Annotated in this window: 11 protein-coding genes and 1 pseudogene; 5 read left to right on the top strand and 7 right to left on the bottom strand. The window is 63.8% G+C overall.

Features of this window, described 5'->3' with window-relative positions; all coding sequences use genetic code 11:
* From ACH9D2_RS06615 to ACH9D2_RS06595, 5 genes are all read left to right on the top strand, one after another.
* Positions 1-284, top strand: a 284-nt coding sequence (locus ACH9D2_RS06615) for a hypothetical protein (RefSeq protein WP_396362049.1), incomplete at its 5' end; no start/stop codon positions are given.
* Between the two features lie 183 nt (positions 285-467).
* Positions 468-1,817 carry a hypothetical protein gene (locus tag ACH9D2_RS06610; RefSeq protein WP_396362048.1) on the top strand — a complete coding sequence of 450 codons (1,350 nt, stop codon included), beginning with the start codon at positions 468-470 and terminating at the stop codon, positions 1,815-1,817.
* Between the two features lie 488 nt (positions 1,818-2,305).
* Positions 2,306-2,554, top strand: a complete 249-nt coding sequence (locus ACH9D2_RS06605) for a hypothetical protein (RefSeq protein ID WP_396362047.1) — start codon at positions 2,306-2,308, stop codon at positions 2,552-2,554.
* 92 nt (positions 2,555-2,646) lie between these two features.
* Positions 2,647-3,273, top strand: a complete 627-nt coding sequence (locus ACH9D2_RS06600) for a hypothetical protein (RefSeq protein ID WP_396362046.1) — start codon at positions 2,647-2,649, stop codon at positions 3,271-3,273.
* 1,269 nt (positions 3,274-4,542) lie between these two features.
* Positions 4,543-5,709: a carboxypeptidase regulatory-like domain-containing protein gene (locus tag ACH9D2_RS06595; RefSeq protein WP_396362045.1), complete on the top strand. Its 1,167-nt coding sequence runs from the start codon at positions 4,543-4,545 to the stop codon at positions 5,707-5,709.
* Between the two features lie 903 nt (positions 5,710-6,612).
* Here ACH9D2_RS06595 and ACH9D2_RS19495 read toward each other — a convergent pair.
* The 7 genes and pseudogenes from ACH9D2_RS19495 to ACH9D2_RS06550 all read right to left on the bottom strand — a co-directional run bounded on the left by ACH9D2_RS19495 (position 6,613) and on the right by ACH9D2_RS06550 (position 15,377).
* Positions 6,613-7,939 (bottom strand): annotated as a pseudogene (locus tag ACH9D2_RS19495) (ISL3 family transposase).
* 342 nt (positions 7,940-8,281) lie between these two features.
* On the bottom strand, positions 8,282-9,280 hold the full coding sequence (gene nrdF / locus ACH9D2_RS06575) for a class 1b ribonucleoside-diphosphate reductase subunit beta (RefSeq protein WP_396362042.1): 999 nt from the start codon (positions 9,278-9,280) through the stop codon (positions 8,282-8,284).
* 91 nt (positions 9,281-9,371) lie between these two features.
* A complete protein-coding gene (nrdE, locus tag ACH9D2_RS06570) occupies positions 9,372-11,531 on the bottom strand; it encodes a class 1b ribonucleoside-diphosphate reductase subunit alpha (RefSeq protein WP_396362041.1) in 2,160 nt (719 codons plus the stop codon).
* Positions 11,528-12,025, bottom strand: a complete 498-nt coding sequence (nrdI, locus tag ACH9D2_RS06565; protein ID WP_396362040.1) for a class Ib ribonucleoside-diphosphate reductase assembly flavoprotein NrdI — start codon at positions 12,023-12,025, stop codon at positions 11,528-11,530. Before nrdI ends, nrdE begins: the two co-directional genes overlap by 4 nt.
* Positions 12,026-12,098: 73 nt before the next feature.
* Positions 12,099-12,335 carry a glutaredoxin-like protein NrdH gene (gene nrdH, locus ACH9D2_RS06560; RefSeq protein ID WP_396362039.1) on the bottom strand — a complete coding sequence of 79 codons (237 nt, stop codon included), beginning with the start codon at positions 12,333-12,335 and terminating at the stop codon, positions 12,099-12,101.
* Positions 12,336-12,633: 298 nt separating this feature from the next.
* Positions 12,634-14,103 carry an aldehyde dehydrogenase family protein gene (locus tag ACH9D2_RS06555; protein WP_396362038.1) on the bottom strand — a complete coding sequence of 490 codons (1,470 nt, stop codon included), beginning with the start codon at positions 14,101-14,103 and terminating at the stop codon, positions 12,634-12,636.
* 203 nt (positions 14,104-14,306) lie between these two features.
* Positions 14,307-15,377: an App1 family protein gene (locus tag ACH9D2_RS06550; RefSeq protein WP_396362037.1), complete on the bottom strand. Its 1,071-nt coding sequence runs from the start codon at positions 15,375-15,377 to the stop codon at positions 14,307-14,309.
* Positions 15,378-15,418: the final 41 nt, after the last annotated feature.

Here is a 15,418-nt window from a genome sequence, read left to right as displayed (position 1 = left end):
CGGAGATCGTCCCATCCCAAGAGCAAACGACCGGTGCCGCCTTCGGCTTCGACGCCCCGGCCGCCCGAGCCCCCCAAGCGGTCCTGCTGGCCGTTCCTCCCGACCCGAGCAACCCGTTTGACGACCGCACCCTCGTCGATGTCGTCGCCGACGTCCGCCTCCTCGCCCGCGCACGTATGGCCAGGTCCGCTGATCTCGGCGACGACATCCGGGGGCTGCTGCCCACCTCGCTACTACCCGCCGCGGGGGCTACCGCGACGCCGCTGGACCCGACGAAGAGGTGAATCATGGCTGTGGAGTACGACGCCGTCCACCGGCTTGAGGCCGACCCCCGGCAAATAGACCTAGCGCGCGGCTTTCGTGCTGAAGTCGCAGATCCAGCGTGGTTGCTAGGACGCCAATGGCAACTCGGAGAGCACCGCGGCGAGGACGCCTCCTCTCCTGTGCGCATCACGTACCGCGCACGGATGACGCCGATCGACCCCTTGGCCGGTCAGGGCCATCTCGATCCCAGGACCACGCCGGCCGAAGCAATCGTCGAGTCTGAGCCCGGCGACTCCTGGAGTCCCGGGCTCAGAGTCGCCGCAGGACGAGCCGTCGCCGCCGCCGCCGAATCGGCAGGCACCCCACTGCCAACAAAGCCGGAACTCATGCTGGCGGATCTCCCGGTACCCTACGACATCCTGAACGGCACAGGATACGACGGACGCACGCTGTGGCATGAACGGACGCGACTGCGTCTCCGCGAGACATGGTTCGGCGCGCAGCGGCCGCCGGGCCCGGAACCCACCGACCTGTGGGATTCTGCGGAACTGACCTACCAAGCCGACTTCCACGCCGGCGGGACCACTCTCACCCTGCGACGCCACGATGGCGGGAACCTCGACTGGTACTCCGTCGACGCCACCGCACCACTGCCGCCACCGATCGACCCCGCACCCGCGCGATCGATCTACCCCAGCCGCCTGCGCTTCCGCGGCGCTCCGATGCCTCGCTGGTGGCAGATCGAAGACGCCACCGTCGACATTGGCGGCTACCCACCCGACCGCGCACACTTCGCAACGTCCCTGCTCATCGACCTGCTCGTCAACCGCTCTGACGACTGGTTCTCCTTCCCCGTAGAAGCGCTGGCCGGACACATCGTGACCCTGGACGAGGTCGTCATCCATGACTCGTTCGGCGACACATGGCCCCTGTCCCCTCCCGCCGACTGGAGCATGTTCGCCACGGAGGGACTCGACCGCACCTCGCTCGTGCTCTGGGGAGCAGCGGCAACACCACTGACCGGGCCGATCCTGGACGAGATCGTGATCGGTATCGACGAAGACGCCAACCTCGTCTGGGCCGTCGAACAACGCCTGCGCGGACGGACAGTGCCCAGCGATGACAACCCACCGCCGACTCCACCGGCCAACCTGGACCCCACCGGGCGAACACACTTCGCCTACCACCCCACAAGGCGCGTGCCCCCACGGTGGCATCCCTACGTCCTGGAAGACATCAGCGGACGACGGCGATACGTGCAAGGCCGCGCAGCCGACCTCTCGGGGCCCGCACCAGTACTACGGCCACCTGCAGAAAGCGACCTGCTGATCGACCCCGCATCCGCAGGCATCCACCCGACGCACCAACTAGAACCGTCCGCCATCCCCCAGAACGGCCTCCGGGTGGAACGACGAACCATGCTCACCCGGGCCACGGATGGCTCACCTGTGCTGTGGACCCAACGGCGACGCCAGCCCCTGCTCACCCCACCAGCTCTCAGAGTGCAATTCGATGCCATGGATCCCGTGCCACCACATGGATCCATGCCGTGAAAAGGACAAGCGGCAACCCGTGGACGACACATACCGGCGAAGAAGGACTACCCTTCGCGGACTGTAGGCGCCGGATACGAACATTAGTTGCATAAAAACATCTATTGGGGTCACTACGGGCGCTGTCTACACTAACCCACCGGATCCATTGATATAGGAGAACAACGCGGAATCATAAACCAAGTATCAATTACGGTCACTGCCAGCTTCACGAATGAAACCTCAAGTCTCAGGTCACCGATGAGTTAGCAACGCACGCCGAGAAGAAGAAGAAGAATCCACGACGGGAATTTCGCCGCCGTGGCGGTTCTGTCACTAATATTCGTTGGCCGAGCGGTTGCCACAAACAACTCTCGGCATGATGGTTGCAGTGCGGGAATCGGGGACTTCCCCACCACTGTTGTTGTACCGCCTTCACGACTCGGTGGCAGAGGCAACCGCAAGATGAAAAGTTCGAATGCCAATCTTCTACGAAAAGGAGCATCGTCATGGCCGGCATCTGGACCTGTAAGGTAGTTGCAGCCGGACCAGCAGAGAACGGCGCGGTCGCCATTTGGTTGATGGACACAGCCAACCCCGCGCAATTCAATCACTGGTTTACGGCGGTGTCAGAAATGAAGCGCGAAATGCTGTCCGTAGCACTCACGGCAATATCCACAGGTTTCAAGGTGGACGCACATCTTACAGGCACCGCTGAATCTTCCACCATAAATCGCCTCTATCTCATGGTGCGCTGAACAAAATATTCCACACATATCCACCCAAGGCCCGGAGCGCAGACGCCAAAACGGCACGCCCTGGATTGATAGCCTCAATCGACAAACGGAAAATGTCTTCAGGGAAGGGTCTGATGAACGCTGTACTAAAGTCAGGTGAACAGCTCGCTTTGGGCGAGTTTCTCACTTCACCGGACAACAAGGCTAAACTAATCCTGCAAGATGATGGAAACCTCGTCCTCTATCGACTGGAGGATGGCTTTGCCCTATGGTCAACCCAAACTCAGGGCAAAGGCGTGGTCCGGGCAGTCATACAACCAGACAACAACTTTGTGCTCCTGACCCCCAACGGCCCCGCCTGGCACACCGAAACCAGTCATGTTGCGGGTGGAGGGAAGCCGGGAGGCTGGATCCAGGTCCAAGATGACGGGAACATCGCCGTCTATAACGCCGAGAACAAAGCCCTCTGGGCATCCTGGAGTTCCCTCACCGACTGGCAACGATGCCAGGTGCTGGAAGCTGGCCCCAACAAGGACGGAAGCATGAACATAAGGCTCCGCAGCACGTCGACACCAACAGCATTTGACGCACTTAATTTCAAAGCACATGAAGCCACCAAGAGGGAAATGTTGACAGTAGCCCTCACGGCACTTTCTTCAGGCATGCACGTTTCCGCCGAACTGACCGCACATAAGCACAATGCGACCATCGCCAGCTTGTACATCTCGCCAGGATTCTAAGCGCGCAGCCCACGCCTTTGGCAAGGGTGCACGCACGGAACACGCCAATAGTCACGCTTATTCGCCAGTCGACGCAAACAAACTCAAATGAGAAACAGTTTCGCAAATAGCCAAAATAGCCACATCCTTCTTCTGCCGACTCGGTGGGGAAACTTCTAGGGAATTTCGTACGACTTCCCGTCCATCCATGGAAGCTCGTGGCGGCGTGGTCGTCTCATCTGCGGGCATAATGGCGTCGCGTCCTGGCAACTGTTCATGACGCACCAGGAGTATGAGGAGACATGATTCCGACTCCAATAGTGACCGTAGCGCATCGGCTGACATCTGGTGACACTCCTGAATCATAAGAGAAAAATGGCCAACTTAACCAGCTGCTGATCGCGACAGCCTAACGCGATCGCAATAGGACCCCAGTGCAGTGATTAAGGGGTTGTACGGACCGAAATCCCCGGAGAGGGGCCGCCTCTCAGCAACCCGGAAGGACACAGGGTGGGAAAATAATCTCCGCCTCTCGCCGACACACGTCTTCAAAACTACCGAATTAGCGACGGAGACCCACGGCTATCCAGTTAGTTACGACGAAAGTCACTCACGCGATTCGCGCCTCCACCATTCATTTCGCCAACTGGCCGGGTTCCGCTCATGGGCACTGTGGAATCGCAACAATCATACAAACCGCCAAGGAGGGATACTGCAGTGGACATCCCTATGCTTCCGCCATTTTCGCCACTAATTCAGACGCCTAGTACGACCGGCATGTTCAGCGGACCACATACTCATCCCCGTCCGCCCATATACCAGGTTCCCATGCCTATCTCTTCCACGGGCACCGGGAACGTGGAGTGTTGGCCTCCATGCAGCCCATGGTGCCAATGCGTCAATGGCCAATGCCAACCCTTGCCGATCCAGGTTAATGCCCTCCGCCTACGCACTCTCGGCGGACGATGGCTGCAGGCAGAGGCAGGAGGAGCGTCGACTTGGGCCCGGCTCAAAACCGTAGATGCCATACCGCAACAGTGGGAGACTTTTCTCTTCGCCAGCACCGCCCCCTACAATCCCATGTCCTGGCCGCTGACCAGCGGTGACCACGTGTCTCTACAAGCCTGCGACGCAAATTGGTCTCCCTCAGAGTTTCAGGTACGAGTCCGGGACGGGTTAGGTCCTCCACAGGGAGGATTTCACCCTGTTATTTATAGAGGAAGCGTTTATGTAACAACGTGCTGTGTAGCACTAGTTAAGTCATGGGAAAGTTCGGAGGAGCACCTGTTTATGATAGACAAAGTGGGTGGTGGGAAAATCGCCTCCGGAGACGAAGTCGCGATCAAAAGTCTGAGCGGTTTTTATTTCCGGGAAGATCCCCGTAGCCTCAATATTGAGGCAGACAGCAGATCTCCGTTCCAAGTCGACACCACCTTTGTGATCGAGTTCTTAGAAGCTCGCCCGGGTCTGGGGGTCCGTATCTCAGATCTTCGGTGCCGAGACTGCGCTACGGTGACCGGCACGATTCGAGATGCGACCGGACAGCCCTTGTATGGCGCACATGTGCAGGCCAGCGGCGTTTTGGAAAATCACCTGTTCGACGCCGTGACCGCAGCGGACGGAACATACACTCTGAGGGACGCCGTAGGCCGTACATGCGTTCCTTCTGGCAACATCACGGTGCAGGCCTCTGCTGCCCGGCACCAAATCCGCAACGTACCCGTTCCGGTTCCTGTAGAGGGCGGTGTCGTGGCCGACTTGCTGCTCCCCTGGACCGAAGTGGCCGGAAATGTCGTGGACGATCTCGCCCGCCCTGTCCCCGGAGCCGAGGTGGTTATCACCGGCTCTGATGGAACCCAGAATAGGGTCACCACCGCCCCTGAGGGCACTTTTACCGTTCCGCGAATAGCTCACGGCGCGGGCGCGGCATGGACACTTGGCATGGTTAGCCCGATGGACATCAGCGTGCCTCCAGAAGGCATTCACATCGTCCTGAAAACTCCACGTGTCACAACAATTGAACTCATACTTGACTGGGGCGTTCAACCGTACGACCTCGACGCTCACATGTCCGGCCCCGACAACGCCGGTGGGCGTTTTCACGTGCACTGGCAGAATATGAAGCCGGTGACACATGCGGAATTGGATACTGACATCTTTAACAAGGTAGGCAAAGAAAGAGTGACGATCCGCAGAACGGCGGAGGAAACCTTCGCCGTCGGCGAATATCGTTACTGGATATACAACTTCAGTCGCTCATCCTTCACCGACTCAAACGCCGTGGTAATCGTTCGGGTCAACGAAGTGCAAGTGCGGCGCTACGTGGTTGCTGAGGCCACAGGCAATCCCGACGAGGACATATGGCGCGTGGTAGACGTGACCGTCGACGCCACCGGGAACTTGCAGATGCTGGACCGTCAGACAGTTGAGGCCGGAGATGAAAACACTATATATTAATTTGCCCTTAGAAAGATCCGGCACAGCATTAGCCAGGGGCAGACACGAGGCGTGACGAAAATGGACGTTTTGAGAGTTATGCCTGCCCCGAGCCTCATCAACTTTATGGACTGTCTTGCAGTGTCCTTGCCTTGCAAGGGCTGAACATGAAGTGAGAAGGTACTATGTTGCGTCGTTTGGCCCGTGAGTCACCCGAGTCGCCCAAGCCATCTGCATACGGCGGTGCTGAACGCCAGAAACAATTGCAATGTACTCGAAGTCCGCGTTGGCGAGGCGAATGCGGACTCGCCAGAGTCACTACCTCACCGAGGCACGTGTCGGTCAGGACGCTGGCATCGTATTTGCGTGTGCGCCTCATTGTGCAACGACCCCTCCGGTGGCTCGCCGCCCTCCACTTAAGAATACGACACTGATGTATAGATATTGCTTCGTGCCAGTGCAACAGCCACACTGGAGATTGCGTTGCCTTAACGGTACGCCACGTTATTTATGGGGGTGATGACCATGCCTTGGTATCGTTGCCGGGTGCATCGTTGCGGACCAGCGTCCGATGAGGACCGGGTATACATCATGTTGAGTGCGGCAGACGGACAGTTCGATGGGCGGCGTTGGGTATATAGCGACTCCCCTGATCGCCGAGAAATACTCGTCACGGCATTAAGCTCAATGAGTCTCGCGGCGATGGTAGATGTCGCCATGGATCTGGGAAGCCACCAGGACGATTACAAAAAAGTGGTACGCATGTACCTGGTTCGCGATTGACCTCGCGGGGGACATCTACAGCTTTGATGGCACTCCCCGGATTAGTGTAGGTGATCGGAAGCGGCGGGTTCATGTTACGGGGGCTGAATAGGGGGCGAGGCCTCCAACATGGGGCGCTTAGCTTGTCGTTTAACCGGCCCTTCACAGATGAGCATGGGTAGGCGTCTTTCTCCACGGCCGGTGACCGCCGGCGGCGAGCAGGGCGCGTAGCCGGTAGTTGTCGAAGTTCCGGAACCCTCTGGCCACTCGGCGCATCGTCTCGATCACGCCATTGATCGCCTCGGTGGGGCCGTTCGAGGCGCCGGCGGTGTCGAAGTAGGCCAGGATTGCGGCCCTCCAGCGGCGCAGGGTCCGCCCGAGCCGGGCGATCTCCGGGATCGGGCAGGTGGGGAACCCGGCGAGGATCTCGGCAACGAGCCGGCGCCCTTGCTCGGGACGGGCGTGGTAGACGGCGCGCAGCTTCTGGTAGCAGTGCCAGGCCAAGGTGACCTCGTGGTGCGGGTCCCCGGCCGCCAGCTTCACGTTCAGGCGGGTGACCTGCTTGGCGGTGAGGTGCTCGGCACCGATCTGCTTCGGTGCGCCGGATGCCGTAGAGCGGGTCGCCGGCCCGGCCACGGTGGCCCAGGGTGTCCTGCTGCACGCGGCGACGCACCTCGTCGACGACCTGCCCGCCGAGCTTCACCACGTGGAAGGCGTCGAGCACCGTGATGGCCTCCGGGAGCTCGTCGCGGATCGCGTTGGCGTAGCCGTGGAACGGGTCCAGCGTGGCGGTGCGGATCCCGCTCGTGAAGGTCGACCCCTGCTCGGTGAGCCAGTCGCCGTAGGCGGCCCCCGTGCGGCCCTTGACCAGGTCCAGCAGCCTGGCTCGAGGCCGGCCGTCCTCACCGCGGGAGTGGTCCACAATCCCGGTGACCAGCCCGGTACCCGGTGGCCCCACGTGGCACCAGACATGCTCGTCGACACCGAGGGCGTCCACCCCGGTCAGCCGGTCCTCAGCGGCCAGTTGGGTCTCGATGACCGGGGCGGTGGCGTCCCAGACGGTGTTCCACGCAACTCCGAGCATCTCGGCCAGGGCAGAGACCGCGATGTCATGGGAGCGTAGCTGGGCCACGGCCCAGGCGATCGCGCGAGTGGTGAGCCTGGCCCGCGGGGCCGCCAGCGAGTGGATCTCGCTGAACGTCGAGATCTCGCAGGCGTCCTCGAGGCAGCGATAGATCCGCTTGCGCCAGACCACCCGAACCGGCACCCCAGCACAGGGCAGGTCGTGGAGCAGGACCTCGCGCCGGCCGTGGCCCACGGCGAGCACCCCGCAGGCAGGGCACCCGGCCAACGACGGGACCGTCTCCACGGCCAATGTGAAAGAACGCGGACCACGATCGACGGCGAGCACGTGAACGTCGGGTAGGTCGAAGAGCGCGCACGCGGGCGCGCAGATAGCATGAGACACGTCGAGGCCTTCATGGATCAGGTTGCTTGGTCGCTACCCATCCTGGAGGCCTCGACCTCTTCGCAGGCCTCACAACACGCGCTTCGCAACGCCCCGCACACCCGGCTACCCATGCTCATCTGTGAAGGGCCCCTTAACCGCGGACTAGCAAAGTAATACATGGCAGGGCCCCCGGAAAGTTTTCCTGCCGGAGCCCTGCCATGTACATATGGCTATCAAGCTCTATTAGTCGGTCACTGACAGTTCAGTCAACCCCTGACAAATACAATGACGCACTGACATCTATCTCGAGAAACTGACAACTAGATTGATATCTCACAACTGTCACCGTTTTGGCCAACTAGCTCGGCATCTCACACACAATCAGAAGTCCCAGTCCTCGTCCTCCGTGTTAACGGCCTTGCCGATCACGTAGGAGGAGCCCGAGCCGGAGAAGAAGTCGTGGTTCTCGTCGGCGTTCGGGGACAGCGCGGACAGGATGGCCGCGGATACGTCCGTCATGTCCTTCGGGAACAGCGCCTCGAAGCCCAGGTTGTTCAGGGCCTTGTTGGCGTTGTAGTGCAGGAACTTCTTGACGTCCTCGGTCCACCCGACACCGTCATAGAGGGACTCGGTGTAGAGCACCTCGTTCTCGTACAGCTCCTCGAGCAGCTCGTACGTGTAGAGCTTCAGCTCGTCCTGGCGCTCCTGGGACTCCAGAGCCATGGCCCGCTGGAACTTGTAGCCGATGTAGTAGCCGTGCACTGCCTCGTCGCGGATGATCAGGCGGATCAGGTCTGCCGTGTTCGTCAGCTTGGCCCGGGAGGACCAGTACATGGGCAGGTAGAACCCGGAGTAGAAGAGGAAGGACTCGAGCAGGGTCGAGGCCACCTTCTTCTTCAGCGGGTCGTCACCCTTGTAGTACTTGATGATGATGTCGGCCTTCTTCTGCAGGTGCGGGTTCTCCCGGGACCAGCGGAAGACGTCGTCGATCTCCTTCATGGAGGACAGCGTCGAGAAGATGGAGGAGTAGGACTTCGCGTGCACCGACTCCATGAACGCGATGTTGGTGTACACCGCCTCCTCGTGCAGGGTGACGGCGTCCGGGATCAGGGAGACGGCGCCCACGGTGCCCTGGATGGTGTCGAGCAGCGTCAGACCGGTGAACACCCGCATGGTGAGCTGCTGCTCCTCCGCGGTGAGCGTCTTCCAGGAGGGGACGTCGTTGGAGATCGGCACCTTCTCGGGCAGCCAGAAGTTCGCGGTCAGCCGGTCCCAGACCTCGTCGTCCTTCGGGTCCTCGATCCGGTTCCAGTTGATGGCCTGGGCCTGGTGGTGGAGCAGCTGCACCTTGTCGATGCTCTCGCTCTTCTCCAGAGTCATGATCTGTCTCTTCCTTGAACGGGGTGGACCCCCGCGCGCGTCCTGCGGACGCACGCGGGGAGTTTCGTGGTGGTCGCCGGGGCGCCGGCGGTCAGAGCATGCAGGAGACGCAGCCCTCGACCTCGGTGCCCTCCAGCGCCAGCTGGCGGATGCGGGAGTAGTACATCGTCTTGATGCCCTTGCGCCACGCGTAGATCTGCGCCCGGTTGATGTCCCGGGTGGTGGCCGTGTCCTTGAAGAACAGGGTCAGGGACAGGCCCTGGTCCACGTGCTGCGTGGCCGCGGCGTAGGTGTCGATGATCTTCTCGTAGCCGATCTCGTACGCGTCCTGGAAGTACTCCAGGTTCTCGTTGTTCATGAAGGGCGCCGGGTAGTACACACGGCCCAGCTTGCCCTCCTTGCGGATCTCGATCTTCGAGGCGATCGGGTGGATCGAGGACGTCGAGTTGTTGATGTAGGAGATCGACCCGGTCGGCGGCACGGCCTGCAGGTTCTGGTTGTACATCCCGTGCTCCATGACCGAGGCCTTGAGCTGCTCCCAGTCCGCCCGCGTCGGGATGTGCACCCCGGCCTCCGCGAACAGCTGCCGCACCCGCCCGGTGGCCGGAGCCCACACACGGTCGGTGTACTTGGTGAAGTACTCCCCCGACGCGTACTGGGACCGCTCGAAACCGGCGAACACCGACTTGCGCTCCTTCGCGATCTCGTTCGACGCGCGGACCGCGTGGTACGTGACCGTGTAGAAGTAGATGTTCGTGAAGTCGAGGCCTTCCTCGGAGCCGTAGTGAATGTGCTCCTTGGCGAGGTAGCCGTGCAGGTTCATCTGCCCGAGGCCCACGGCGTGGGACATCTGGTTGCCGCGCTCGATCGAGGGCACCGAGGTGATGTCGGACATGTCCGACACCGCGGTGAGCCCGCGGATCGCGGTCTCGACCGACTGCCCGAAGTCCGGGGACTCCATGGTCAGCGCGATGTTGAGGGAGCCGAGGTTGCAGGAGATGTCCTTGCCGACCTCGTCGTAGTTCAGGTCCTCGTGGTACGTGGACGGCTCGGAGACCTGGAGGATCTCGGAGCACAGGTTGGACATGATGATCTTGCCGTCGATCGGGTTGGCCCGGTTCACCGTGTCCTCGAACATGACGTACGGGTAGCCGGACTCGAACTGCACCTCGGCGAGGGTCTGGAAGAACTCGCGGGCGTTGATCTTCTTCTTGGTGATCCGGCCGTCCGCGACCATCTCGTGGTACTTCTCGGACACGTTGACGTCCGAGAACGGCATTCCGTAGACCCGCTCCACGTCGTACGGGGAGAACAGGTACATGTCCTGGTTCTTCTTGGCCAGCTCGAACGTGATGTCCGGGATGACCACGCCCAGGGAGAGGGTCTTGATGCGGATCTTCTCGTCCGCGTTCTCCCGCTTGGTGTCCAGGAAGCTGTAGATGTCCGGGTGGTGGGCGTGCAGGTACACCGCGCCCGCGCCCTGGCGGGCGCCCAGCTGGTTGGCGTAGGAGAAGGAGTCCTCCAGCAGCTTCATGATCGGGATGATGCCCGAGGACTGGTTCTCGATCTTCTTGATCGGGGCGCCGGCCTCGCGGACGTTGGTCAGCGCGAACGCCACGCCGCCGCCGCGCTTGGACAGCTGCAGGGCGGAGTTGATCGACCGCCCGATGGACTCCATGTTGTCCTCGATGCGGAGCAGGAAGCAGGAGACGAGCTCGCCGCGCTGCTGCTTGCCCGCGTTGAGGAACGTGGGGGTGGCCGGCTGGAAGCGCCCGGCGATGATCTCGTCGACCAGCTGCGTGGCGAGCAGCTCGTCGCCGTCGGCGAGGTAGAGGGAGACCATGACCACGCGGTCCTCGAAGCGCTCGAGGTAGCGCTGGCCGTCGAAGGTCTTCAGCGTGTAGGACGTGTAGAACTTGAACGCGCCCAGGAAGGTCTCGAAGCGGAACTTCCGGGAGTACGCCCGCTTGGAGAGCTCCTTGATGAACTCCATGCTGTACTTCGCCAGCACCTCGGGCTCGTAGTACTGGTGCGAGACCAGGTAGTCGAGCTTCTCCTCGAGGTCGTGGAAGAAGACCGTGTTGTTGTTCACGTGCTGCAGGAAGTACTGCCGCGCGGCCTGCCGGTCGGCGTCGAACTGGATGTGTCCGTCGGCGTCGTAGAGGTTCAGCAGGGCATTGAGCTCGTGGTAGCCCAGGCCCCGGTACTTCTCCGGGACGCGTGTGTCCTCGTGGCCGGGCTCGACGCTCACGCCCGGAGCTGCGGAAATTGTCGCCAAAACTGTTCCAATCCTTGATTGACCTCATGGACGTCCTCGGGGGTGCCCATGAGCTCGAACTTGTAGAGAACGGGGACGCCGCACTTGGCCGCGATCTTGTCCGCGGCCAAGCAGAACGCCGACCCGAAATTGGTGTTGCCCGCGCCGATGACGCCGCGCAGCAACCGCCGGTTGGTCTCCTTGTTGAGGAATTTCACGACCTGCGGCGGGACGGCCCCGCTGCCGTTGGGCCGCCCGTACGTCGGGGCGACCAGCACGAAGGGCTCGGTGATCTCGGGGGGCTCCTCCCCGGTCAGAAGAGGAAGGCGCAGCACGCGGGCGTCGAGCTTCTCGACGAAGCGGTGCGTGTTGTTGGAGACCGAGGAGAAGTAGACCACCAGCGGGGCGTGGTTGTCCGGTGCCGCGGCGGTGTCGCCGTGGTCCTGCTGAGCGGTCCCGGGAATGGTGCCGGGGTGGTGCGTGCTCATTGCTTCCGCGCTCCGGGATGGGGTCGTAGGTGGGGTGGCCGGGCGCCGCGGGGAAGCGGGCGGCGCGGCTGCCTCAGGCCGAGAGGAGGACGGCCAGGGAGGTGATCTTGTCCGGACGGTACCCGGACCAGTGCTCGGTCGCCGTCTCGACGACCGGGACCTGCTGGTAGCCCAGGGCCAGGACGTGGGCCAGGGCGGCCTCGTCCTCGGTGACGTCGACGACGTTGTACTCGATGCCCTTCTTGCTCAGAGCCCGGTAGGTGGCATTGCACTGGACGCAGGACGGCTTGCTGTACACGGTCACGGACATCGCTGTTTCCCCTTGGTCGGTCGGGTGGTTTTCGGGGGAGATCCGGGACTTCCGCAGACTCTGCGGCGGTGAAGGGGTCTCTCCGGGTGGCTGATTTCAATACTACATCTAGTGCCAGGAAGGGGAAGCGACCCCTAGATGCAGTGGTGCGGGTTCTCCACAGCTCCTTTCTCGCTATCCCCAGGAAGACCGTCGCCCATCCACAGGGGGCTTCCACAGGGGGGCGCGGATTTCCGCCGCCGGGGCCCCGTTGTGCACAGGCTGTGCGCACGCAGGGCCCGCCGGCCGGTGGACAGGATTAATTTTCGGACACGGCGTGTCGGGTCCGGCGGCGGGGCCGGCGCAGCCCGACCGCCGCGGCGGCGAGCCGGCCCCGCAGGCCCCGGTAGGGCGGGTAGACGACCCGCAGGGTGTCGGGGGCGAGCGGCTTGTCGAGGACCGCGCGCGCGTGGGAGAACGTCGTGAACGAGAACTTCCCGTGGTACGCGCCGGTGCCGCTCTCCCCCACCCCTCCGAACGGCAGCTCGGGGCTGGTGAGGTGCAGCAGCGGGGCGTTGAAGGACAGCCCGCCGGAGGACGTGCGCCGGCGGAACAGCTCCTTGACCGACCGATCCTCGGTGAACACGTAGAGGGCCAGCGGCTTGTCCCGGGCGGTGATCAGCTCGACGGCGTGCTCGGCGGAGGACACCGGCACCAGGGGCAGGACGGGCCCGAAAAGCTCCTCGGCCATGAGCGGGCCGTCCGGGGCGGAGCGCACCACCGTGGGCGCGAGGTACCGCTCCCCCGGTTCCGCCGTCCCGCCGCAGACCACGTCCTCGGCGGGAACCTGGTCCAGGAGCCCGGTCAGCCGGTCGAGGTGGCGGCCGGTGACGATCCGCCCGTAGGATCCGCTGCCGCGGGGGTCCGCGCCGTAGTGCTCCTCCACTGCGCGCACGAGCTCCGGCTCGAGGGCGGCGAGCGTCTCGGGGGTGCCCAGTACGTGGTCCGGGGCCACGCAGGTCTGGCCGGCGTTGAGGAACTTCCCCCACACGATCCGCCGTGCGGCGGTCCGCAGGTCGGTCGAGCCGTCCACCCAGACCGGGGACTTCCCGCCCAGCTCGAGGGTCACCGGGGTCAGGTGCCGGGCGGCGGCGGCCATCACGATCCGGGCGACCGTCCCGTTGCCGGTGTAGAAGACGTGGTCGAAGCGGTGCTCGAGCAGCCGCGTGGTCTCCGCCACGCCGCCCTCGACCACGCTCACGCAGTCCCCCAGGTAGCGCTCGAGGAGCTCTGCCAGCACCCCGGACACGGTCGCGGAGACCTCGGAGGGCTTGACGACGACGGTGTTGCCGGCGGCGAGCGCTCCCGCCAGCGGGCTCAGGACGAGCTGGACGGGGTAGTTCCACGGCGCCATCACGAGCACGGTCCCGAGCGCCTGGTGCTCCACGCGGGAGCGGGCCGGGGCGAGGCTCAGCGGGACGGGCACCCGGGCCGGGGTCATCCAGCGGCCGAGCTCCTTGCGGATCCCGGCGATCTCCTCGAGGGTGAAGCCGAGCTCGGTCAGCCACGCCTCCGCCGGGGGCTTGCCGAGATCGGCGGCCAGGGCCTGCTCGAGCACCGTCCGGTTCTCCCGCACGAGGTCCTCGAGCCGGTGCAGCCGGTCCAGCCGGGTCCCGAGGTCGACGTCGGGGACGAAGGCCGCCCGGGCGCGGTCGACGGCGGCGTCGACGGCCGGGAAGTCCATCGGTGCGGGGGCGGGGTCGGTGAGGGTGCTGTGGGTGCTGGTCATGGGTCCAGGGTAGAGCCCGGCTCGGACGCCACAGGCCGCGGGGACCCGTCCCCGCGGTGGGACCGGACCGGACGACACGGGCAGCAGCGATGAGCCCCAGCCCCTGCCATGGGGCCCGGATGGCACGCACCGCACCGACGAGCACCCGCCCTCGGCAGTGGCGCCCGGACGGCCCGGCCCGGATCGCCCGGACCGTCCACGGGTCAGAGCAGGCCGTGCTCCGCGAGCTGCCGGGAGATCGACGCGCCGTCGTTGCCCTCGATCCACAGCGTGCCCTCGGGGATGGTCACCCGCCGCTCCTCGTTGACCAGGGGCGTGCCGGCCAGCACGGCCTCCGCCGGGGACAGGTTGCGGATCACGATGGCGGCCACGTGCTCGGGGTAGCGGTTGACGAAGCCGCTGTAGATCTCGGGGTCGTGCTGGCCGTCGTCGCCGATGAGGATCCACTGCACGTGGGGGAAGTTCCGGGCCAGCCGCTCGAGGTTCTGCACCTTGTGCGCGGCCCCGGCCCGGAACCACCGGTCCGTGGTGGGGCCCCAGTCCGTGAGCAGCAGGGCCCCGGCCGGGTAGGCGTTGCGCGTGAGGAAGCGGCGCAGGGTGGGCGCCACGTTCCAGGCGCCCGTGGAGAGGTAGAGGAACGGCGCCTCGTGGTGGCGGTGCAGCAGCCGGTCCATCATGACCGCCATCCCGGGGGTGGGCGTGCGGGCGTGCTCGTTGAGCACGAAGGAGTTCCAGGCGGCCAGCATGGGCCGGGGAAGCGCCGTGACCATGACCGTGTCGTCGACGTCGGAGACCACGCCGATCCGCTGCTCGTCCGCCACGACGAACACGTGGGACTCGACCGTCTCGGAGCCCTCCGTCTGCATCCACACGGTGTGCTGGCCCGGGGTCAGGGACACCTGCAGGTCGACGTCGACCACGCCGCCCTTGTCGGCCACCAGGTGGAACTCGAACTCGTCGATCCAGACGTTGACGTGGGCGAACGCGATGGGTACCGAGGTGAACGAGCGCCAGCCGCGGATGGACTCCGCGCTCTCGTCGGTGGACTCGATGAGCCCCCGGGTCTTCAGCAGGGCCCGGCCCAGCACCCGCACGTGGTGCTCGGAGCCGTAGCCCGCGAAGGCCACCATGACCGGGATGTCGCCGCGGGCCTCGGCACGCCGCTGCCGGAACCGGTGGAGCCGCTGCTCGAGGCGGTAGCCCACGTTGATGGCTTCCTCGGTGACCTGGTCGACGGTCTGCATGAGCTCCGAGCTGCTGGATTTCTTGGCCATGCGCCCAGTCTTCCACAGGGCCTGCCCAGGACACGGCGGCG

Origin of the sequence: Kocuria rhizosphaericola (assembly GCF_044462205.1) — a bacterium.
Lineage (GTDB): Bacteria > Actinomycetota > Actinomycetes > Actinomycetales > Micrococcaceae > Kocuria > Kocuria rhizosphaericola.
This window is presented reverse-complemented; position numbering and strand designations above follow the sequence as displayed.

Excerpts from the sequence above, each read along its gene's own strand:
- nrdF (WP_396362042.1), bottom strand. The coding sequence starts at position 9,280 with ATGACTCTGGAGAAGAGCGAGAGCATCGACAAGGTGCAGCTGCTCCAC.
- ACH9D2_RS06605 (WP_396362047.1), top strand. The coding sequence starts at position 2,306 with ATGGCCGGCATCTGGACCTGTAAGGTAGTTGCAGCCGGACCAGCAGAG.
- ACH9D2_RS06610 (WP_396362048.1), top strand. The coding sequence starts at position 468 with ATGACGCCGATCGACCCCTTGGCCGGTCAGGGCCATCTCGATCCCAGG.
- ACH9D2_RS06595 (WP_396362045.1), top strand. The coding sequence starts at position 4,543 with ATGATAGACAAAGTGGGTGGTGGGAAAATCGCCTCCGGAGACGAAGTC.
- nrdH (WP_396362039.1), bottom strand. The coding sequence starts at position 12,335 with ATGTCCGTGACCGTGTACAGCAAGCCGTCCTGCGTCCAGTGCAATGCC.
- ACH9D2_RS06550 (WP_396362037.1), bottom strand. The coding sequence starts at position 15,377 with ATGGCCAAGAAATCCAGCAGCTCGGAGCTCATGCAGACCGTCGACCAG.
- ACH9D2_RS06555 (WP_396362038.1), bottom strand. The coding sequence starts at position 14,103 with ATGACCAGCACCCACAGCACCCTCACCGACCCCGCCCCCGCACCGATG.
- nrdI (WP_396362040.1), bottom strand. The coding sequence starts at position 12,025 with ATGAGCACGCACCACCCCGGCACCATTCCCGGGACCGCTCAGCAGGAC.
- ACH9D2_RS06600 (WP_396362046.1), top strand. The coding sequence starts at position 2,647 with ATGTCTTCAGGGAAGGGTCTGATGAACGCTGTACTAAAGTCAGGTGAA.